Source organism: Streptomyces vulcanius, assembly GCF_042653945.1.
Lineage (GTDB): Bacteria > Actinomycetota > Actinomycetes > Streptomycetales > Streptomycetaceae > Streptomyces > Streptomyces mangrovi.
Genome location: NZ_JBHSFK010000002.1, coordinates 208,158 through 227,614, shown reverse-complemented (window position 1 = coordinate 227,614; position 19,457 = coordinate 208,158). Strand labels below are relative to the sequence as shown.

At 69.1% G+C, this 19,457-nt stretch carries 24 protein-coding genes and 1 pseudogene; 11 read left to right on the top strand and 14 right to left on the bottom strand.

Annotated elements, in window-relative coordinates; genetic code table 11:
• Positions 1-124: 124 nt before the first annotated feature.
• Positions 125-952 carry a glycoside hydrolase domain-containing protein gene (locus tag ACFPIH_RS03510; protein ID WP_381168039.1) on the top strand — a complete coding sequence of 276 codons (828 nt, stop codon included), beginning with the start codon at positions 125-127 and terminating at the stop codon, positions 950-952.
• A 58-nt stretch (positions 953-1,010) separates the two neighbouring features.
• On the opposite strand, the gene ACFPIH_RS03505 is transcribed toward ACFPIH_RS03510, so the two are convergent.
• Positions 1,011-1,454: a hypothetical protein gene (locus ACFPIH_RS03505; protein ID WP_381168037.1), complete on the bottom strand. Its 444-nt coding sequence runs from the start codon at positions 1,452-1,454 to the stop codon at positions 1,011-1,013.
• A 179-nt stretch (positions 1,455-1,633) separates the two neighbouring features.
• Between ACFPIH_RS03505 and ACFPIH_RS03500 the strand changes: the two genes are divergently transcribed.
• The 7 genes and pseudogenes from ACFPIH_RS03500 to ACFPIH_RS03470 all read left to right on the top strand — a co-directional run.
• Positions 1,634-2,581, top strand: a complete 948-nt coding sequence (locus ACFPIH_RS03500) for a hypothetical protein (protein ID WP_381168035.1) — start codon at positions 1,634-1,636, stop codon at positions 2,579-2,581.
• Between the two features lie 32 nt (positions 2,582-2,613).
• On the top strand, positions 2,614-4,329 hold the full coding sequence (locus ACFPIH_RS03495) for an insulinase family protein (protein WP_381168034.1): 1,716 nt from the start codon (positions 2,614-2,616) through the stop codon (positions 4,327-4,329).
• Positions 4,330-4,450: 121 nt separating this feature from the next.
• Positions 4,451-4,768 carry a hypothetical protein gene (locus ACFPIH_RS03490; RefSeq protein ID WP_381168032.1) on the top strand — a complete coding sequence of 106 codons (318 nt, stop codon included), beginning with the start codon at positions 4,451-4,453 and terminating at the stop codon, positions 4,766-4,768.
• A gap of 36 nt (positions 4,769-4,804) precedes the next feature.
• Positions 4,805-5,419: a hypothetical protein gene (locus ACFPIH_RS03485; protein WP_381168030.1), complete on the top strand. Its 615-nt coding sequence runs from the start codon at positions 4,805-4,807 to the stop codon at positions 5,417-5,419.
• 161 nt (positions 5,420-5,580) lie between these two features.
• Positions 5,581-6,228 carry a SurA N-terminal domain-containing protein gene (locus tag ACFPIH_RS03480; protein ID WP_381168028.1) on the top strand — a complete coding sequence of 216 codons (648 nt, stop codon included), beginning with the start codon at positions 5,581-5,583 and terminating at the stop codon, positions 6,226-6,228.
• Positions 6,229-6,360: 132 nt separating this feature from the next.
• A complete protein-coding gene (locus tag ACFPIH_RS03475; RefSeq protein WP_381168026.1) occupies positions 6,361-7,356 on the top strand; it encodes a nucleoside triphosphate pyrophosphohydrolase in 996 nt (331 codons plus the stop codon).
• Between the two features lie 13 nt (positions 7,357-7,369).
• Positions 7,370-8,146, top strand: a pseudogene (locus ACFPIH_RS03470) (cytochrome P450 family protein); the annotation flags it as partial.
• Between the two features lie 110 nt (positions 8,147-8,256).
• Here ACFPIH_RS03470 and ACFPIH_RS03465 read toward each other — a convergent pair.
• The gene (locus ACFPIH_RS03465; RefSeq protein ID WP_381168024.1) at positions 8,257-9,510 is read right to left on the bottom strand and encodes a cytochrome P450 family protein; all 1,254 of its coding nucleotides are present in this window, start codon (positions 9,508-9,510) and stop codon (positions 8,257-8,259) included.
• A 41-nt stretch (positions 9,511-9,551) separates the two neighbouring features.
• Here ACFPIH_RS03465 and ACFPIH_RS03460 point away from each other — a divergent pair, with 41 nt between their 5' ends.
• The 3 genes from ACFPIH_RS03460 (at position 9,552) to ACFPIH_RS03450 (ending at position 11,582) form a co-directional block, all read left to right on the top strand.
• On the top strand, positions 9,552-9,728 hold the full coding sequence (locus ACFPIH_RS03460) for a hypothetical protein (RefSeq protein ID WP_381168022.1): 177 nt from the start codon (positions 9,552-9,554) through the stop codon (positions 9,726-9,728).
• A gap of 488 nt (positions 9,729-10,216) precedes the next feature.
• Positions 10,217-10,609 (top strand): hypothetical protein, encoded by a 393-nt coding sequence (locus ACFPIH_RS03455; protein WP_381168020.1) that lies wholly within the window; start codon positions 10,217-10,219, stop codon positions 10,607-10,609.
• 244 nt (positions 10,610-10,853) lie between these two features.
• Positions 10,854-11,582 carry a hypothetical protein gene (locus ACFPIH_RS03450; protein WP_381168018.1) on the top strand — a complete coding sequence of 243 codons (729 nt, stop codon included), beginning with the start codon at positions 10,854-10,856 and terminating at the stop codon, positions 11,580-11,582.
• 26 nt (positions 11,583-11,608) lie between these two features.
• On the opposite strand, the gene ACFPIH_RS03445 is transcribed toward ACFPIH_RS03450, so the two are convergent.
• From ACFPIH_RS03445 to ACFPIH_RS03390, 12 genes are all read right to left on the bottom strand, one after another.
• A complete protein-coding gene (locus tag ACFPIH_RS03445) occupies positions 11,609-13,108 on the bottom strand; it encodes a hypothetical protein (protein ID WP_381168016.1) in 1,500 nt (499 codons plus the stop codon).
• Entirely contained in the window at positions 13,105-13,293 is a 189-nt protein-coding gene (locus ACFPIH_RS03440; RefSeq protein WP_381168014.1) for a hypothetical protein, read from the bottom strand. Before ACFPIH_RS03440 ends, ACFPIH_RS03445 begins: the two co-directional genes overlap by 4 nt.
• Positions 13,290-13,562, bottom strand: a complete 273-nt coding sequence (locus ACFPIH_RS03435) for a hypothetical protein (protein ID WP_381168012.1) — start codon at positions 13,560-13,562, stop codon at positions 13,290-13,292. Before ACFPIH_RS03435 ends, ACFPIH_RS03440 begins: the two co-directional genes overlap by 4 nt.
• Positions 13,559-14,020 carry a hypothetical protein gene (locus tag ACFPIH_RS03430; protein WP_381168010.1) on the bottom strand — a complete coding sequence of 154 codons (462 nt, stop codon included), beginning with the start codon at positions 14,018-14,020 and terminating at the stop codon, positions 13,559-13,561. The genes ACFPIH_RS03435 and ACFPIH_RS03430 overlap by 4 nt, the downstream gene beginning before the upstream one ends.
• A gap of 7 nt (positions 14,021-14,027) precedes the next feature.
• Complete coding sequence (locus tag ACFPIH_RS03425; RefSeq protein ID WP_381168009.1) at positions 14,028-14,324, bottom strand: hypothetical protein; 297 nt, start codon at positions 14,322-14,324, stop codon at positions 14,028-14,030.
• A gap of 8 nt (positions 14,325-14,332) precedes the next feature.
• Complete coding sequence (locus ACFPIH_RS03420; protein ID WP_381168007.1) at positions 14,333-14,818, bottom strand: HNH endonuclease signature motif containing protein; 486 nt, start codon at positions 14,816-14,818, stop codon at positions 14,333-14,335.
• Complete coding sequence (locus ACFPIH_RS03415; protein ID WP_361941924.1) at positions 14,815-15,330, bottom strand: hypothetical protein; 516 nt, start codon at positions 15,328-15,330, stop codon at positions 14,815-14,817. The genes ACFPIH_RS03420 and ACFPIH_RS03415 overlap by 4 nt, the downstream gene beginning before the upstream one ends.
• A gap of 9 nt (positions 15,331-15,339) precedes the next feature.
• Positions 15,340-16,065, bottom strand: a complete 726-nt coding sequence (locus ACFPIH_RS03410; protein WP_381168005.1) for an aggregation-promoting factor C-terminal-like domain-containing protein — start codon at positions 16,063-16,065, stop codon at positions 15,340-15,342.
• Positions 16,066-16,159: 94 nt separating this feature from the next.
• Complete coding sequence (locus ACFPIH_RS03405; protein ID WP_381168003.1) at positions 16,160-16,444, bottom strand: hypothetical protein; 285 nt, start codon at positions 16,442-16,444, stop codon at positions 16,160-16,162.
• A 2-nt stretch (positions 16,445-16,446) separates the two neighbouring features.
• The gene (locus ACFPIH_RS03400) at positions 16,447-17,193 is read right to left on the bottom strand and encodes a peptidoglycan recognition protein family protein (protein WP_381168001.1); all 747 of its coding nucleotides are present in this window, start codon (positions 17,191-17,193) and stop codon (positions 16,447-16,449) included.
• Positions 17,193-17,498, bottom strand: coding sequence for a hypothetical protein (locus ACFPIH_RS03395; RefSeq protein ID WP_361941936.1), 306 nt, complete (start codon positions 17,496-17,498; stop codon positions 17,193-17,195). Before ACFPIH_RS03395 ends, ACFPIH_RS03400 begins: the two co-directional genes overlap by 1 nt.
• A 14-nt stretch (positions 17,499-17,512) precedes the next feature.
• Positions 17,513-19,318: a fibronectin type III domain-containing protein gene (locus tag ACFPIH_RS03390; RefSeq protein WP_381167999.1), complete on the bottom strand. Its 1,806-nt coding sequence runs from the start codon at positions 19,316-19,318 to the stop codon at positions 17,513-17,515.
• Positions 19,319-19,457 lie beyond the last annotated feature (139 nt).

Genomic DNA, 19,457 nt, shown 5'->3' with positions numbered 1-19,457 from the left:
CTTGTGGCCGCGAGGGGCTTGTGTTTTCCGTTCACAGGGTTGCCGCACGTTACGGTGCGATCCGCTCCGTACGTGCACACGCGTACGCGCACACATACTTGGTCGATCGAACGGTGGGGTGGGGATGGCCGAGCACCGGCAGTCCAGACGGCGCAGATACATCACGTGGGGCGTGGCCGGCGCGGCCGTCGCCGCCGGTGCCGGGATCGCCGCCCAGCAGTCCATGGCAGCCACCACCTGGCCCGCCCAGAAGACCTACACGGGCCGCGCCTTCGACGCCTGCACCGCCCCCTCCCTCGCCGCGATGAAGGCATGGAAGGGCGGCCTCTACGGCGGCGCCGCCGTCTACGTCGGCGGCAAGAACCGCGGCTGCAACCAGCCCAACCTGACCGCGTCCTGGGTCAAGTCGGTCAACTCCCTCGGCTGGAGGCTCATCCCGATCTACGTCGGCGCCCAGCCGCCCTGCCAGACCGGCTCCAGCCCCGAGAAGATCACCGCGTCCACGGCCACCTCCCTCGGCGCCACGGACGCGAACGACGCCGTCGCCAAGGCCTCCGCGCTCGGCATGAAGGCCGGCAGCCCGATCTACCTCGACATGGAGGCGTACGACATCACGAACAAGTCGTGCAACGACGCCGTGCTGGCGTACGTACGCTCCTTCAGCAAGACCCTGCGCGCCAAGATCTACCGCTCCGGCTACTACGGCTTCAGCAGCTCCAGCGCCAAGGCGATCGCCACGGCGAGCAACAAGACGGACCTGCCGGGCAACCTGTGGTACGCGCTCTGGGACAAGCAGAACACCACGACCACCGACTGGCCCTGGGGTGCCACGCAGTACACCGGGCACAGCCGCGGCCACCAGTACATGGTCAACAGCAAGGAGACCCGCGGCGGTTACACCATCACCGTCGACCGCGACGCGTGGGACGCCCCGGTCGCCATCATCGGCTGACCGGAGCACAGGGGGCCGGCCCGGGCGCATGGTGACCGGGCCGGCCCTCTGTCACGTCTCAGCGTGTCGGCGCCAGCCCCGAGACGAACCGCGGCCCGTCCGCGCGGTGCTGCACCGGGAAGGTGACCTTGAGTTCCTGCTCCTGGCCGGCCACCGCGAGGCGGGTGACGTACTGCAACCCCAGGAAGGCCTTCTTCGAGCCCCCCGCGGAGACATACGGGCGGGGGAGGTTCAGCACGAGCTTGCCGGGTCTGCCACCGCGGTTGCCGTCGAAGAAGAGCAGACGCTGGTCGGTCATCGCTATGTACAGCGGACGGGGGGTGACGGCGGCCATGACCGTGCCCGCGCTGAGCACACCGACCACGGCCGCGGTGACCGCCTGCCTGCGGACGGAGACCGAGCCGACTCCCGCCAGGGAGGTGAACTGCACCTGCTCGCCCTGAAGCAGCAAGGGGGCCGCGGTTTCCAGCAGTTGACGGGTGCGGCGGGCGTTGAGGGCCATGAGGGCTCCAAGGGACGAGGAACAAGCCGGGCGGAAGGTGCGGAAACTACGGACACCCGGTGAACGGAAGGTGGCCGGAAGGTAGGGCGCGGGTCAAGCGGACTACCCGTTTTGACCAGCCCTGACCTGCGCGTTCCCCGCCGTCCGCGCCGTCACAGGCCTCACCTAGGATCCGCCGCATGTCGCACCCTTCCTCCCTTCCGCCCCCCGACTTCGAACTCGCCTCCGCCTTCCCCGAAGCCGCCTGGCTGCGGCAGGCCGCCGCCGCGCCGGACTGGGCGGCGATCCGGCAGTACGCCGACACGCTGCCGCACGGGACGGACCGCAGTTTCGCCGTCCGCGTGCTCTCCGAGGTGCCCGGATCCGAGGGGTGGCTGCGCGAGGTCGTCGCCGCCGCTCCCGACGACGTGCTCGCGCTCACCGTCCTCGGCGCCCGCGAGGTGCACATCGGCTGGGACATCCGGACCTCGGCGCGCGCCCAGCAGGTCAGCCGCGAGCAGTTCGCCGGACTGCACGCGCACCTGCGGCAGGCCGAGCAACTGCTGATCCGGGCAACCGCACTGGACCCCTCGCACGACGCGGCCTGGGTGGAACGCCTCACCACCGCCATGGGACTCCAACTCGGGCAGAACGAGGCGCGGCGCCGCTACGACCGGCTGGCCAGGCACCACCCGCACCACTTCAGCGGGCAGCGCCGGCTGCTGCAACAGCTGTGCCCCAAGTGGAGCGGGAGCTGGGAGGCGGCCCACGACTTCGCCCGCGCATGCCTGCTCGGCGCGCCCGAAGGCGCCCTGAACGGCTGCCTGGTGGCCGAGGTGCACATGGAGCGCTGGCTCGACCTGCGCGGGCAGGAACGGGAGGAGTACCTGCGGCAGGGCCATGTGCGCGCCGAACTCGTCGAAGCCGCCGAGCGGTCCGCGCTCCACCCGGGATTCCACCGCGGCTACGGCTGGGTCAGCGCCCAGGGCTACTTCGCCGCGCTCTTCTCCCTCATGGGGGACACGGCACGCGCCGCCGTCTGCTTCCGCCGGCTCGGCAACCTCGCCTCCGAATACCCCTGGCGCTACCTCGGCGACCCCTCCGACGCCTACACCCGACACCGCGACACCGCCCTCGCCAGAGGATGACCGCCGATGCACCCACCGAACAGAGGCCGAAGATGAACCCCCAGGCCGCCCTCCACCTCACCGAGGTCGACGGCATACCCACCCTCTTCGCGCACGCCACCGGCCCGATGCGCGCAGGCCTCGTCTTCCGCGTAGGCGTCGCCGACGAGACGCTCGCCCGGGCCGGCGTGACGCATCTCGTCGAGCATCTCGCCCTGCACCGTCAGGGCCTGGCCGACTACCACTTCAACGGCGCGACCAAGGCAGCCTTCACCCACTTCCACGTGGAGGGCGCCGAACACGAGGTCGTCGCCTATCTCCAGGGTGTCTGCGCCTCCCTCGCCGACCTGCCCATGGACCGCCTCGCGACCGAGAAGGAGATCCTGCGCACCGAGGAGTCCCGCCGTGACGCCCCCTCACTTCCGCTGTGGCGCTACGGGGCCCAGGGGTACGGGCTGGTCAGCTATCCGGAGTGGGGCGTGGGGACCCTGGGCCCGGACGACGTACGGCACTGGGCGCGGACCTGCTTCACCCGGGGCAACGCCGTGCTGTGGATCGCCGGCGAACGCCCGCCGGCCGGGCTGTCCCTCGCGCTGCCCGCCGGTGACCGCCGTCCGATGCCCGCCGTCACCTCCGCGCTTCCCACGGCGCCCGCCTACTTCCCGGACGGCCGGGGCGGCGTCCTGCTGGACGCCGTCGTCACCGACACCACCGCGGCCCGGCTCTACGCGGGCGTCCTGGAGCGCGAACTCTCCCGCGCCCTGCGCCAGGAGGGCGGCTACTCCTACACGGCGGCCACCGAACACACCTCGCGCCGCGACGGCTTCGCCCTGGTGACCGCCTTCGCGGACGCCCTGCCCGCCAAACAGGACGCGGTGCTGGGCGGCTTCGTCGACGTCCTCGCCGGGCTCCGGGCGGGCCGGATCGGGCAGGCCGACCTGGAGGCGGTGCGTACCCGGGCCGACGGGGCGCTGACCGGGCCCGACGCCGCCGTACGACGGCTGCCCGGGGCGGCGGAGGACCTGCTCGCCGGGCGCCCGCCACGCTCCCTGGACGAGCTCCGGTCCGAGCTGTGGGCGGTCACGCCAGGGCATGTGCACGCCGTGGCCGTGGAGGCCGCCGGCACGGCCCTGATGCAGGTGCCCGCAGGCCACACCGCGGACTGGGCCGGGTACACGGCCGCCCCGACGAGTTCGTCGTACGCGGTCACCGGACGGCGGTTCGACTCGGTGCGCGGTGACGGTTCGGCGCTGGTGATCGGCGACGAGGGCGTCAGCCTGACGGCGCGGGCGAAGGACGGGACGGAGAGCGCGGCCACCGTGCTCCACCGCACCTGCGCGGCGATGCTGAGCTGGCCCGACGGCGGCCGTCGGCTCATCGGCCACGACGGCATGGTCGTCGACGTCGAGCCCGGCCTGTACGGCATCGACGCGCATCTGATGGCGGCCGTCGACGTCGCCGTACCGCCGGCCGCGGTGATCCGTCTGCCGCCACGGCAGCAACAGCCGAAGCCGAAGCCGGAGCCCAGGGCGGAGGCGGCTGCGGCACCGCCCGCCCGGCGTACCGGGGGGCAGACGGCGGCGCTGGTCGTCCTCGGCATCCTCGGCGGCCTCTGTGCCTTCCTGGCCCTCGCGTTCACCGTCTTCGGCGCCGACGATCCGGAGACCAGCACGGGGGAGTGGGCCGCCATCGCGGGCTTCCTGTGGGGGGTCACCGCACTGCTCGCCTGGCCGGCCGTGCGCATCCTGCGGAGCACCCGGCGGACCTGAGACCGGAATTGCCGGGTCTTGGGTGAATCTTGTGGCGATCGTGAAACGCGGTTTTCCCGATCATGGTGGCGATCCCGGTTACCGTGCGAGCCGCTTCCGGCGTCGGGGGAGGGAACCGGGAATGAAGGTGGTCGCCATACCGGCGCTGCGGATGACCGCGGTGCGGGCGGGATTCGCGGTGCTGCCCGTGATCAGCCTGGGACTGCTGTGCAACGTACCGTCCCTGGTGCTCGCCCTGCGGCGGCGCAACCGCGCCGACTGGTGGGCCTTCGCCGGGTTCAGCGCGGTCCTGGCGGCCTGGATCACCGAGCTGGGGCTGACCCCGGTGGACACCCACGGGGCACTGTTCGTGTCCGACCTGCTGCTGATCCTGCTGTCCATGGCGGGAGCCTCGCTGCACGCATGGATGGCCTGGCCCCGGCGGGCCGGGCAGCTCTGACGCCGACGCACGGCAAGGCTCGAAAGCAGGCAGGTCATGGCCAGACAGGTGAGACAGGTGGCGCAGGCGCGCCCCGCCCGGCGGGAGCGAGCCGGGCGGCTCGCCGTCGTGGGACGCGCCGCCGTCACGTGGCTGCGCGCCCTGCGCGGGCGCACCATCGCGGTGACGGCGGGTGGGCTCGCCCTCGTCGCCGCGGTGATCGTCACCGTCGTACTCCTTTCCCAGGGAGACGACCGGCCTCCCGTCCCCGAGACCCGGGCCCGCCACTACACCGAGGTCGACGCCTGTCTGCTCACCGGTGAGAAGGGCATCACCGCCGGGACCGCCGCCGAGGTCTGGCAGGGCATGCAGGACGCCTCCCTGAAGACGCACGCGCGCGTGAGCTACGCCCCGGTGACCGGCGAGCAGAGCACCGGCAACGCGCGTCCCTTCCTCAACGGCCTGATCCAGCGCTCCTGCGACGTCGTCCTCGCGGTGGGCAAGCCGGAGGTCGCGGCGGCGCAGGAGTCGGCGGGGCACAACAAGAAGGTCGACTTCGTGCTGGTGGGCGGCACGCGCGCGAGCGTGAACGTGAGCACGGTCGCCGCGGGCGACGGTCTGCGCGCCGATGTCGCCCACGCGGTCGAGACCAGGGTGAATGCCCGAGGCTGACCGCTCGCACCGATGAGCGGGCGCCGCCGCGCGGGCGCGGCGGTGCCCGAAGTCCTGGTGAATCGTTGGTCGAATGGGTTGGCCCCAGCCGTCCCACTGCCTACCATCGATCACCGCAAGACTTTGTGCACCGTCGCACAATCTCCGACCGGGAGGTTCCCTTGCACCGCCGTCGTCGCCGCACCGCGCTCCTGCTGTCCGCCGCGATCGTGGCGGCCCCCCTCCTCACCGCCTGCGGAAGCGACGCGCGTCCCGGCGCCGCAGCCGTCGTCGGCGGGCAGCGGATCACCGTCGCGCAACTGGAGAGCCGGGTGAAGGAGGTCCGCGACGCGCAGCGCGCGGCGGTCCCCGACGACGCCCAGTACGCGCAGGCCATCGCCCAGACCGGCACCCTCGCCCGCGACACCCTGCACGGCATGGTCCTGGACCGGGTGCTGCACCGCGCCGCCCAGGACGCGGGCGTCACCGTCAGCCGCAAGGAGGTCCAGCAGGTGCGGGCCGGCCTCGAGCAGCAGGCGGGCGGCGCGAAGGGCTTGGAGATGGCGTATCTCCAGCAGTACGGCATCCCGCCGGAGCGCCTCGACGACAACCTCCGGCTTCAGGCCGAGGCCGACAAACTCGCGGGGAAGCTCGGCACCACCACCAACGACCCGGCCTTCTGGAGCGCGCTGTCGACCGCGTCCAAGGAACTCGACGTGGACCTCAACCCGCGTTACGGCACCTGGGACGCGCAGAAGGTCAGCCGGGTCGACGCGAAGACTCCGTGGGTACGGGAGATCACGGCACCGAGCACCCAGCAGACGACCTGAGAACCAGCGACTGAGAACCAGCGACTGAGATCCAGCGACTGAGATCCAGCTGACGACCTGAAAATATGACTGATCGCCCCGCCTGTGGACAACGGAGCGGGGCGGTCGGCGCGGGTGGGCTACGTTCGAGGTGTGAACGATGTGATCGCACCCACGACCGCACCCACGGCCTCCGCGACCGGCCGGGTCGTCCTGCTCACCACCAGCCACCGAGTCGCCCCCGGCCTGCTCTCCTGGCCCGCCTGGCAGGCCCTGCGGGCAGCCGACCGTGTCCTGTGCGCGGACGGCGCGCATCCCCAGCTGCCGTATCTGCGGGACGCCGGGATAGAGGTCGAGGAGACGTCCCCGACCGCCGAGGACCTGGTCACCGCCTGCGCGGACGGCCGTACGGTCGTGGTCGTCGCCACGGGAGAGGGCGAACCGGTCCTCACCGACGGGCTGGCCCGGCTGGCCGGCTCCGGCCGGGTCGCGATGCCCGAGCTGGAGCTGCTCCCCGCCTCCTACGACCTCCCGGGCGCCCGCCTCCTCGACCTGGTCCAGGTCATGGACCGCATCCGCGTCGAATGCCCCTGGTCCTCCCGGCAGACCCACAAGGGCCTCGCGAAGTACGGCATCGAGGAGTCGTACGAACTCGTCGAGGCGATCGAGGACGGCGACCGCGACGAGCTCCGCGAGGAACTGGGTGACGTTCTCCTCCAGGTCGTCTTCCACGCCCGCATCGCCGAGGAGGACCCGGAGTCCCCCTTCTCCATCGACGACGTCGCGGCCACGATCGTCACCAAGCTCATCCACCGCCACCCCCATGTCTTCGGCGACGCCACGGCCACCACCCCCGAGGAGGTCAAGGAGCACTGGATGCGCACGAAGGCGGTCGAGAAGCAGCGGGAGTCCGTGACCGACGGCATTCCCCTCCACCAGCCGGCCCTCGCCCTCGCCGCGAAGCTGGTGTCCAGAGTCCGCTCGGCGGGCCTGGAGGTACCGCTCCCCACGACGGAGGGCATCGGCTACGAACTCCTCTCCCTGGCCGCGCGGGCCGAGGCGGAGGGCACCGACCCGGAGGCGGCACTCCGCGCGGCATCCCGCACCTACCGCGACACGATCCGAACGGCCGAGGTGGTGACGGGTTAGCTACCGTCGACGGGTGACCGACCAGCACGCCCTCTTCCCCCGTACCGGCCCCGAGCTCTTCACCTGGGAGTTCGCCACCGATCCCTACCCGGCCTACGCCTGGCTCCGTGAGCACTCGCCGGTGCACCGGACGCGGCTGCCCAGCGGGGTGGAGGCATGGCTGGTCACCCGTTATGCCGACGCCAAGCAGGCACTCGCCGACCAGCGGCTCTCCAAGAACCCCGCGCATCACGACGAGCCCGCGCACGCGAAGGGCAAGACCGGGATCCCCGGTGAGCGCAACGCCGAGCTGATGACGCATCTGCTGAACATCGATCCGCCGGACCACACCCGCCTACGACGGCTCGTCAGCAAGGCGTTCACACCGCGCAGGGTCGCCGAGTTCGCGCCCCGGGTGCAGGAGCTCGCCGACCAGCTCATCGACCGGTTCGCCCAGCAGGGCAGCGCCGACCTCATCCACGACTTCGCCTTCCCCCTCCCCATCTACGCCATCTGTGACCTCCTCGGCGTCCCCCGCGAGGACCAGGACGACTTCCGGGACTGGGCCGGCATGATGATCCGGCACGGGGGAGGGCCCCGGGGCGGGGTCGCGCGGTCGGTGAAGAAGATGCGCGGCTATCTGCTGGACCTCATCCACCGCAAGCGGGCGGAACTCCCCGCCGACCCCGGAGCCGCCCCCGGCGAGGACCTCATCTCCGGGCTCATCCGCGCCTCCGACCACGGCGAGCACCTCACCGAGAACGAGGCCGCGGCCATGGCCTTCATCCTTCTGTTCGCCGGCTTCGAGACACCGATGCAGGCAGGAGCAGAATTCAGGTTTTCGTGCTAAACCGCATCTGACCTGCGGATATGGCACTAGACGGCCCTCGGCGCCCCTCGGCGCGGGGGCCGTCGCCATGATCAACTAGCCGACGCCTCCGGTGCGAACTCCACCGGAAGGGTGCGTAGGCCCCGCATGATCAGCCCGCCCCTCCAGCGTAGATCGGCCGGGTCCACCGCAAGCTGTAGGTCCGGCAGACGGCGGAACAGCGTCTCCAGGGCAGTGCGCCCCTCCAGCCGCGCGAGGGGTGCGCCGAGGCAGTAGTGGATGCCGTGGCCATACCCCAAGTGCTGGTTGTCCCGGCGGGAGAGGTCGAGGGTGTCCGGCTCCGCGAAACGCTCGGGATCACGGTCCGCCGCCGCGAGCACCACCAGGACCGGGTCACCCTTTCCAATCGACTCTCCCCCGATTTCGAGCGCCTCGGTGGCGTACCGCCAGGTGGCCAACTCCACCGGGCCGTCGAAGCGCAACAGCTCCTCCACTGCACTGTCGAGAAGGGCGTCATCGCGTCGGTCGACTGCGTCCTGGAATACGGCCCGCTGAGCGGAGTTCCGGAAGAACGCATGGGCGCTGTTGCCGATCAAGTTAATGGTCGTTTCGAAACCCGCAAAGAGAATCACGAAGGCCATGGCCGCGGCCTCGTTCTCGGTGAGGTGCTCGCCGTGGTCGGAAGCACGGATCAAGTCCGAGATCAGGTCGTTGCTGAGGTTCGCGCGCTTTTTGTGAATCAGCTCGGCGAGGTAGGCCCGGATCTTCTTGACCGACCGCGCCACCCCGCCCCGCGGGCCGCCACCGTGCCGGATCATCATCCCCGCCCAGTCCCGAAAATCGTCCTGGTCCTCGGCTGGCACCCCCAGCAGATCGCAGATCGCGAAAATCGGCAGCGGGAAGGCGAACTCGTGGATGAGGTCGGCCTCGCCGCGCCCTGCGAAGCCGTCGATAAGGCCGTCCGCCAGCTCTTGGACCCGAGGCGCGAACAACGCGACGCGTCGTGGAGTAAACGCCTTCGAGACCAGCCGCCGCAACCGGGTGTGGTCCGGCGGGTCGATATTGAGCAGATGCGTCATGAGGTTGGCGCTGCGCTCACCCGGGATACCGGTCCTACTCTTTCCTTGAGCATCCTCGGCGTGATGATCGGGGTTCTTCGAAAGGCGTCCGTCCGCGAGAGCCTGACGGGCATCGGCGTAACGAGTCACGAGCCACGCTTCGACCCCACTGGGCAACTTCGTCCAGTGCACGGGCGCGTGCTCACGCAGCCAGGCGTAGGCCGGGTACGGGTCGGTGGCGAACTCCCAGGTGAAGAGTTCGGGTGCGGTGTCCGGGGTGTTCACCACCCTGACGGTACCCGGCGAATAAGAAAGGAACTGGAGGGCGGATGAGCGAGGAACCGGTGAGCGCGGTCAGGCAGACGCTTGCGAAAGCGCTGGAGCGCGGTGAGGTCGAGGCCGTGGTGGTGCATCGGGAAGGGCGAGTGCCGGCCGAGGTGATCGAGGCGGAAGTGGAGCTGGGATTGCCGGTGCACCTGGCCGGTGAAGAATCCGCACCGCAGTGAGGCACACCGTTCGGCTGCGGCCCGAGGGCCGGTATCAGTGCACCGGCTGTCGGGCCGCTTTTGTGTCCAAGGAGAGCGCCGGCCGGGCGAAGTTCAAGTGCCCGCGGGTACCGCTGCCGCACGGCTTCAAGCGGGAGCACATCGTGTACCCGACGTGGGGCAAGGATCGCTCGTGCGCGGGGTGGGGTTGTCCCGATCCTGATCCGGCGCATGACTTTCACGGGCCGGGCTTGTACTGCGACGACACGTTGTGCCCGTGCCTTCCGCACGAGTGCGACTGCTGCGTGTGTACGGGCGCGGTGTTGGCCCCCGGCCTGAACGTCCTCCAGGACAACCACGAGCCAGACGGCAAGGTGCTGTTGAGCAGCCGGGACCGTTGGTGGTGAATCGCATCCGGCACGGCTGAGTTCGCAGCCGTTTCGCAGGGCCCCGCTCCGGAGTGGAGCAGGGGCCCTTTTTCATGCCCGAAAACATGAGGGGAGGTCGGCATGGCCGACATGGAGAGGAAGCCGCACGGGCGGATGGGGTACGCCACGTGTCTGCCGGACCCGCGGTGGGACGACAACGACTTCGTGCAGAACATGGGCCATGCCCTGGCTGGCCTGGTGCCCATGAAGCTGTCTGAGCTGAGTGGCAAAGGCGAGGCGGAGTTGCAGGCCCTTGCGCAGGAGGCCGCGAAGACGATCACGGAGAAGGGTGATGTCTTCCAGTACCAGGCAGACCAGCGAAAGCGGGGCTGGAAGCCCAGTGGGGTGCTGAGTGCTCTGGCCACCGCGTACGCGGTTCTGGCCTTGAACCAGCCCGGCGAGGGGGTCACGTTCTTCGCGTTCCACGCGTGCTTCTGGGAGCACGAGGGCTGTCCGAAGAACCTGGACCGGTAGTCGCTGGCATCAATCGGTATCTCCCCCGCCTCTCTGCGCGGGGGCTTCGTCATGTCTGGAGGAGCGTCATGCCGGTATTGCGTTTCCTGTTTCAGAGCGATGTGTCGACGGTCCTAACGGCCGTGATCACGGCGGGCGTGTGCCTGGGGATCACGATGTGGGCTTCGAGGGACAAGGCACCGAAGAAAGGTCGAGGGCAGTGAAAATTCCCCCGCCGTCCGACCCGGGTGGTAGACAGGCGGCTATGGCAGAGGAGATGAGCGGCCGGCACGCGGCCGTTGTCGCAGCGGTCCGAGAGATGGAGTCGGCGGCGAAGGGCAGAGCGCTCCTGGCCGTAGGCGCGACGAGTCGACGTCTGGCGGCTGCGCTGGAGGTGACCGAGACCACGGCTCTGCGCTACCTGCGGGAGACCATCGCGGCGGGATGGCTCGTCGAGCTGGAGCATGCTGGTCGCAAGCTGCTGGTGCCGTGGCCGGAGGGCACGGAGAACCCGCCGGACGTGTGGGTGAACGGTGAGCCCAAGAAGGGGACCTTCCGGATCACGGAGCACCGTGAGGTCGGGCCTGCCATGGCCAGGGTGCGGTTCGTGTTCACGCCGGAGCGCTTGAAGCTGCTCGTGACCCAGGTCTTGATGGAAGCGGTGGAGCGGGCGGCGGTGAAGCAACGTGCTGATGCTGCACAAGCGGCCCAGTACGCGGCCGAAGATGAGGCTGAGCGGAAGCTGTTCGCACAGCACTATCCACTGCTGGCCGGAATGCTGACGTGGTACCACGAGCAGTTGTACGTGCCGAGGCGCTCAGCGCGTGGCGTCCGCTTCCACGCGAGTGAGCGTCCGGAGACGGGTGTTCGGGCGCGGGTGACCATCGAGGTCGGTGACGAGCGGTTCGACGTCCTGGAGAAGATCCTGCGGGATTCGCTGGACGACGAGTCCAGGGCGCGGGTGGAAGCGGTGCTGAAGCAGCAGACGACGTGATCTGGTTGAGGGGCCCGGTGAGGGAGCTACTCCCTTGGTACGGGCTCCTCGACGATCTCGGCGTCCATGATGCCCATCTGGCTGAAGGCTTGTTCGGCTGACACTGTCCCGGCAGGTGACAAGGCGGGGGGCCCGTCCGACTTGGGGCCGAAGAGTCGCGAGATCAGCCCGACCTCTGCGTTGTCCTTGGACTGCATCTTCATCGAGAAGGTGAATCCCGACTCCTCGATGTCGCTCTTGAGTTTGACGAATTTGGCGAGGCGATCCATCTCTTGGGAGAGATTCGGATCGGCGTACCCGCCCTCTACCTCCTCTGACATGCGCATAGAGAAGACGCGCATGGCCTGCATGCTGATCATGGAGTCGAGCAGCGCGATGTACTGCTCCTTCGTGCGGACGCGTACAGGCATCTCGTACGCACAGGATTCCCCGGGCTGGTACTCGGGGCATTTTTGGGCCAGGAAGCATCCATCGCAGACGCGGACGCCGGGATCGACGGCGTTGATGCGGTGCTCGGTGCGGGTCCTGCGCTCCCCGGTGTCGGGGTCGGTGTAGCGGTGGGTGAACTCCTCGGTGGCGATGCCGGGGAGGAGCTTCTTCACTCGTGTGGCGGGCGGTTCAGTTACCCCCTCGTGCTCCTCTTCTGAAGAGGTCGCCGTAACTGTGGTGGCACTGCTTTCCGCGTTTCCGGAACCGGGGGTTAGGACGGTGGCAGTTACTCCCTTGCCGTGGCGCTGCGAAATGTGGGCGATCTGGTGCTGCCACGACCACAGGCTGAGGCGGAGGTTCTCCGTGGCGTCGTCGGCGTCAATGAGGTCGACGTCGAGGCCGGCGCCCGTGATCAGGGTGCGGTGACGCTTACGGGCCTGTCCCTTGTAGCGGGCCGGGTACCGCTTCATCTCGTTGCCGGTCCACACGAAGGTCTCGCCATGCTGCGCCGCCGACAACCAGGTGGTGGACGAGACGCTGTACCAGTCGGCGGCAAGCATGAGCGGCGGGCTGGAGAAGCCCATGCCGTGGAGCTTGATCTGGCGGCTGAGGGAGCGCAGCGTGGGGATGATGTCCCGGTCCCCGCATGTCCCTTGACCGACGGCGATGTAGGGGAACTGGTCGGCCATGCGCTTGAGGACGTCCAGCCCCCACTCCTCGTGCCAGACGACGATCGACTTCTCCGGGTCGAGGTGCTGCCGGCGGGCTTCGATCCAGTCGCGGCCCATGGGGAGTGCGTCGAACTCGACGTACACCTGGACGCGATCCACGTTCTGCTCTACGAACTCGTCGTAGTGGGTGGCGATGTCCTGGATTTCCTCGGGGGTGACTTCGACGCCAGCTCTGTTCAACGTGTGGCAGCCACTGTCCAGGAAGACGGACTGCTCGGGGGTGTAGTGCTCCGCGATAGACCAGGGCTTGGAGAACTTCACCCGTCGGCGCAGGCCCATGTAGCTCATGCCGACGTGGGGGACGCCCTCGGCGGCCAGGAGGCCGCGGTGGGAGGGGATTTCTGCGCCGGCGAAGTAGAAGATCATGAGGGTGTCTCCGGTTCCGCTGCGTCGTAGAACTGCTGGCGGCGAAAGCTGCGGTTGTCCTCGGCGCAGATGCCGGCGAAGTTGCGGGTGATGAAGGTGATGGCGTCTTCGCCCTCGGGGTAGTACTCGCGGGCCTGGCGGAGGATCGCGGCGAACGCCCGGTAGTGCTTGCGGGACATGCTCACGGGGCGGCGGTTTCGCGAATGTCGATCAAAGTGACGACGGTGGCGCCGTTGTGGCCGTGGATTGCTACGACGTCGTCGATGGAGTCGTAGATGGCGGTCGACTTGGTACCGGTGTTCCAGCGCATGGCCACGGTGCCGTCGGGAAAGATGACGCCGCTGGCGACTGTGCCCTCGCCGCTGATGCCGGTGATGTCTTCGTGGCGGTCGAGGTGGAAGCGCACGAGTTCCGTGTCGCTGCGGACGAAGCGGGTCGCGTGCTTGGTACTCATGAGTGCTCCGGGCTGTGGGGGGTGAGGCGGATCTCGTGCTGGCGCTCGACGGCGTCGGAGAGGTCGTCCCAGGGGCGGATGGACTGTGGGCCGGGCTGGCGGGGGCCTTGGAAGGCGGAGGTGACCAGGGCGGTGTTCCAGCCCGCGGCCAGTTCGGCGGCGGCGCAAGCGGGGTCGGATTCGATGACGAGGGCGCCGATCCGCCAGGCGCGGACCCGCTGGAGAGCTTCGAGGCGGCCGGCAGGTCCGGGCTCGGGGGCGTGGAGGTAGGACTGGTGGCCGGTGATGTGCCGCTTGGTGAGCCACAGGGCGATGTCCTGCTCGGTCCAGGTGTGTGAGAGCAGGTGAAGTCGGCAGTTCTTGTTCAGGGCCTGGTAGAGGCCCCAGCCGGTGTCGTAGTGGCCCTCGCTGTCGGGGACGCGCAAGACGCCCTCGACGACCATCACCGCGGCGAGCACGAGGGCCTCAGAGCTTGAGCTGGTCGGCGAGGGACTTGTTGGCGGCGGCCTGCTGCATCTGCGCCGTCATGGCCATGAGCTGGTGCGCGGTGATCGCGGCCTGCTTGCTGGCCTCGATGTCGGAGACGACTTCGGAGGCGCCGAACTTCATCTCGATGACGCTGGCGGTGTGTTCGACGGTGACGGGCTTGAAGAAGTCCGTGATGGCTTCCCACTCGCCGTTCTTGTGCTGCACGACCAGGAAGGCGGTGCGGGCCTGGAGGGTGCCGTCGGGGCCGTTCGGGGTGGGGGTTTCCATGGGCACGGTGGCTCCTAGTCGATTTCGTGTGCGTAGATTTCTTCTTTTTCCTGCCGGCGGGCTTGGCGGCGTTCTTTGTCGCGGGCGCGGATGCATGTGATGCACTCGCGGCGGCCGGAATGCCAGCGGGTATTTTCTTCGCTGTATTCATGGCCCTTGGGGCAGTGGGTTTTCCGTGCGTTGCGAGCCGAGAAGGATTCACCGCGCGCTACGTTCTCGGTAGCGGGTACGGGCTCCAGGTGGTCCGGGTTGCAGCAGGCGCGAATGCGGCATCGGTGGTCGACATGCCAGCCGGGCGGCACCGTTTTCTGGTTGGCCAGTTCCCAGGCGATGATGTGGGTGCCTTTGACCTGACCGTTGGGCAGTCTGAATTTCCCGTAGCCGTAGTCGTCCTTGGCGCCGAGCCATATGTGGCAGTCGTCGAATTCGGTGCCCTTGTCGACCTTGTCGAAGTATCGGCGCTCCCAACCACCGGCGCGGGGCCGTCGCGGCGGGGTCATTCGTACAGCCCCAGCCTGTGCCGTACCTTCTGCTCGTTCACGCTCCGGATCGGGCAGTAGTCGCAGAGGTAGCGCTGGCCGGCAGGGTTGGACTTGTCCCACTTGGGCAAGCCCTCGGCCTTGCGGTCGCCGGCAGTGGGCGGCGTGAGGAGCTTCTTGTCGGAGTGGAAATCGGAGCAGGTCTCCGGCCGGCCCCGGCCGCGCCAGCACTTCATGGCGTCGTCCTTGAGGGTGTCCACCGCCTGGTAGACCCAGGGCTCCATTCCGGTGGCTCCCTCTTCTTGCCAGACACGCTTGAGGATTTCCTCGCGGGCGGAGCTGTCGGAATGCCAGCGGTCCTCGTCCACGCCCTGGACCGGGTAGAGCCGGCCGAAATGCCTTTCACCATTGGGGTACTGGTGCTTGGCTACGGCGTATTCGAGGACCGTGTCTCCGCGCGGGTCACCCTCGTAGTGCGGGAGCACTTCGGTGGAGTGGCAATCCTTGCAAAGGAGGAGGCGGATCTGCGTCATGCGTTGACGCTAATACCACCCATTTTTCTGCCAGAAATTCCAGGCTCCGCACGGGCTTCCGTAGCGGGCCTTCATATAGGAAAGCCCCCACCGCATTTGCGTGAGGGGGCTGGTGCGCCAGTCGGAGCCGGCCGATGCCATCTTGGACCCGGGCAGTGCCTGGAAGAGGCCGTAGGCACCTGAACTCGGATTGACGGCCCGGTGGTTCCAGCCGCTTTCGTGCTCGACCACTGCGCTCAGACAGGAGTACTGGGCGGAGGAGAGCCGTGAACGGGCGAGGGACTGGGCGCCCGACACGGTGGCCGTGTGCGCGGGAAGCCCGCGGCTCCGGGAGCGGTTGGCGCGCGGCGGGGCGGCGGGGCGCTTGGCCTCTGCGGCGGTCTTCGCTGCTGCGCGGCGTTCGGCGGCGACCTTGGCCTCTTGTGCTCGCTGCTCTGCGGCGGCCTTGGCCTCTTGTGCTCGGCGCTTGGCGGCGGCCTCTGCGGCGGCTTCGCGGTGCGCGGCGGCTTGGGCGGCGGCCTGGAGCTGGAGGGCCTCGATGACCTTGAGGTGGTCGTCGGGCAGGGCGTCGAGGTTCGTCATCGACGGCATGAGCACGGGCTGCGGGGTGGGGCCGTCGGGCTTGGCGTCGGCCGGCGCGACCACCAATGCGGTCGTCAGGAGTGTGGCGAGCGCGACGGCTGAGGCGATGCGGAATGTGCGCCAGGGGATGTCGGGGAGTTTCGGGCGGGACACGGGGTGGCCTTTCCACGGGGACAGAACCCCGGCCATCCCGCAGGCGTTCCGGCGTCCGTCACCCTAAAGGGCCGAAAAATGATCCTGGTAGCCGCTAAACGGGCGGCGGTCCGTAGATCGGGTTGTGGGGCTTGGCGGGCGGGGTGGGGTAGGCCGGCGGGCGGGCCAGGCCGAGGAACCACCCGAACCGCGGGCTGGCCTTGGTCTCCAGCAGGCGGAAGAGGCCGTAGTAGACGACGGCGAACGCGGCGGTGAGTCCGCCGGCGAGGGCCTGTTCGTCAATGTCGACGTAGATGCCGGCCAGGAGCGTGCCGAGCCAGCCGACGATGACGGGGACGGCGGTTCGCCACCACGAGCAGAGCAGGTCGTAGAGAGTCATACCTAGGCCGCTTTCTTTTCCAGAGCGGCGATGCGTACGCCTTGCGCCGCGACGAGCTTTTCAAGGGCTGCCACCCGGGATTCGAGGGTCGGCGTAGGGGTGGTCGGAGGCGTGGAGGGGCTCCAGTTCGACGCATGCGCGAGGCGCTCGGCGACGCGCGTGCGGATGGCGGGCATCGTGAAGCCCACGGGGTCCGACTTCTGGTTGGACCACTCCAGGTGACCGATGACGGATTTGGAGCCCCAGCCGTGGGCGCGGCAGACGGCGGCCGTGGCGCGGACGATGGTCTCGACCTGCTTGGTCGGCCACGGGTCCTTACCGTCGCCCAGGTTTTCGCACTCGAAGCCGTACAGACGGCTGTTGCCGTCGACCGCGCCGGGGTCTCCCTGGCCGAAGTGGGTGGCGGGCGGCTTGGTGGCGTAGGACTCGGCGATCACTGCGTTGAGCACGTCGGGGTCGCCGCCCCCGGCATGGTTGGCGCGGCCCATGCCCACCAGATAGACCACACCGTCCTTGCCGATGACGCCGTGGCAGAGCGGGCCGGGCAGCCCGGTGTAGCCGTCACGGCAGATGGCGACGGTGTTCTGGGTTCCCTTGGTGACAGTGTGGTGGACCACGATGCCGTTGACGGGACCCCAGGCACCCACACTGTTGCGGTTGTGGGTGCGCCAGGAACCGACCTCGACGACGGTGACGCCCTCGGCCCGCAAGGCGTTGAGGAAGGCGGTGGCGGTGAGGGGGCTGGCCATCAGCTCACCACCTTCGGCCAGGCCCACTGGCCCGGGTCCTCGCCTTCGGAGCGGGAGGTGGCCCAGTAGGTGTCGTTGCCGTCCATGAGGACTTGCAGGTTGACCAGGTCGCCGGACCAGACGCGGACGACGACCGCGGGGAAGATCTGCCCTTCGGCGACATCGTTGCCGACGTGCGCGATGGTGCCGTTTTCCTCGGCGTAGGCGCCGGACTTGTAGGCGTCCTTGCGACGCTTGTTGATCCGCTCTGCGTCGTACTGGGTGACGCGGTAGTGGACGGTCCGGCCGATGGTGGGTGAGGCCACTGTGCTCAACTTCCTTACGAGGCGGGGGTGGTGCCCGTGACAGCCGGGCTCGACTTGGCGCCCTCGCCGACCGTGTTCACGGCGGCCACGGTGATGGAGTAGTCCGTGGACGGCGTGTAGCCGGTGAGGGTGGTGGAGGTGGAGCCGGCCGGGACGGTGGCCTTGAGGGTCGTGCCGTCGTAGACCTTGTAGTTGGTCACGGCAGGCTGGGCGCCGGCGGGCGCGGTCCAGGAGACGTCCATGCCGGTCGTGGTCACGTTGTTCACCGCGACGGCCGTGGGGGCGCCGGGGACGGCGTTCGTCTTGCCGGTGATCGCGGTCGACTTCGCGGACTCGCCGACGGAGTTGGTGGCGGTGACCGAGATCGAGTAGTTCTGGCCGGCCGTGTAGCCGGTGACCGTGCCGGAGGTGTTGGGGACAGCGACGTCGCCCTTGTTCGTGGTGCCCTGGTAGAGCGTGTACTTCGTGACCGGCGGGTCCATCGTGATCGCGTTCCACTGGACGGGGACGCTGGTGGTGGTCGGTGAGCCGTTGAGCGCCAGACCGGTGGGCGCTGCCGGGGCGGCCGGGGTGGGGACGGTGCCGGTGAGCGCGTTGGACGGCGTGCCGGTGCCGAGGCTGTTGCCCGCGACCACGGTGAACGAGTACGCCTGGGCGGCCTTGTAGGACAGCGTGACGTGCGGGGCCGCGCCGAGCGGGGCCTGAACGGTGGCGACCTTGCGGGTGCCGTCGTAGACCGCGTAGTAGGTCGGGGCGCCGTTGGCAGAGCCGATGGACGGCGGGACGAGGGTGAGCTTGACCTGGCCGCCGACGATCGGGGACTCGGTGAGCGTCGGAGTGCCTGCCTTGCCCGGGGAAGCGGTGGCCGGGGGGATCTGGCTGCGCAGAACCGGGGAGAACGGGCCCGTGGCGGTCCCGTTGGAGTCGGTACGCACGGCGCGAACCTTGAGGGCCAGGCGCTGGTCGGGGGTGGTGTAGTTCGGGGTGGTGAAGGTGACGGTCTGCGTGGCGCCGGAGGGCTGGTTGACCTCGCCGAGCTTGACGTCGCCCTCGTTCAGGCCGGGCCGCGCGAGGTCCATGGGGACGTCGGTCTCCCGGGAGCTGTTGTCGAAGACCTCGTACTTGGTGACGTTGAGCTGCTTCTGCCAGCGCAGGGTGATGGCCCCGCCACCGCTGGAGGTGATGACCGGGAGCGGGCCGCCGAACTGGACATCGTTGACGGGGCCGGGCGGCAGGGTGGTGTGCTGCTGGTCGTAGCCGACCGCCGGGGTGGTGACGGTCAGTTCGTCCGAGGCCGGACCGTAGACGTGGTCGTGGTTGTACGCCTCGACCGTGACGGTGTACTCGGTCTCCGGCTCGATGCGTGTCCACTGCGGGTGTACGGGGTCGGTGCGGTCCCAGTACCCGGTGACCAGCGCGTCGGTGTCTCCGCCGGGCACGATGACGTCGCCCTCGCCGACGACCGTGACGCGGTGGCCGGCGATGTAGATGTGGTCCAGGCCCCGGGAGCCGAGGTTGTAACCGCCCTGGTCGGGCAGCGGCGGCAGGGGCGGCATCTTGGAGTGCGCCGCGATCTCACCGATGTTGGAGCGCCAGTAGAGCTGGATCTCACGCGGCTGGACCCGGCCCGCTCCGGTGTCCTCCCCGTCGGAAGTCTTGTACCAGGTGGGCTTCGGGGGTACGACGCTGTCGCCGTAGTCGGCCGGCCGCGCGGCGACCCGCTGCTCGGCGGTGAGCGGAGGGTTGACGAGAGCGACCGGACTGCCGGGCTCGCTCGTCAGAGCACTGTTCGTCGCCAGGTTCCACTTTTCGTTAGCCATTTACGTCATCGCTTTCCGGGTGAGCCTTCGGAGGCGTGGGTGTGTCAGGGTCGCGGGGAACGGGCGGGGGGTCTTCCGGAACGAACTTCGCGATGAGTCGGATGAGCGCGAGTCCCATGGCGCTGATGAAAATCGAGAC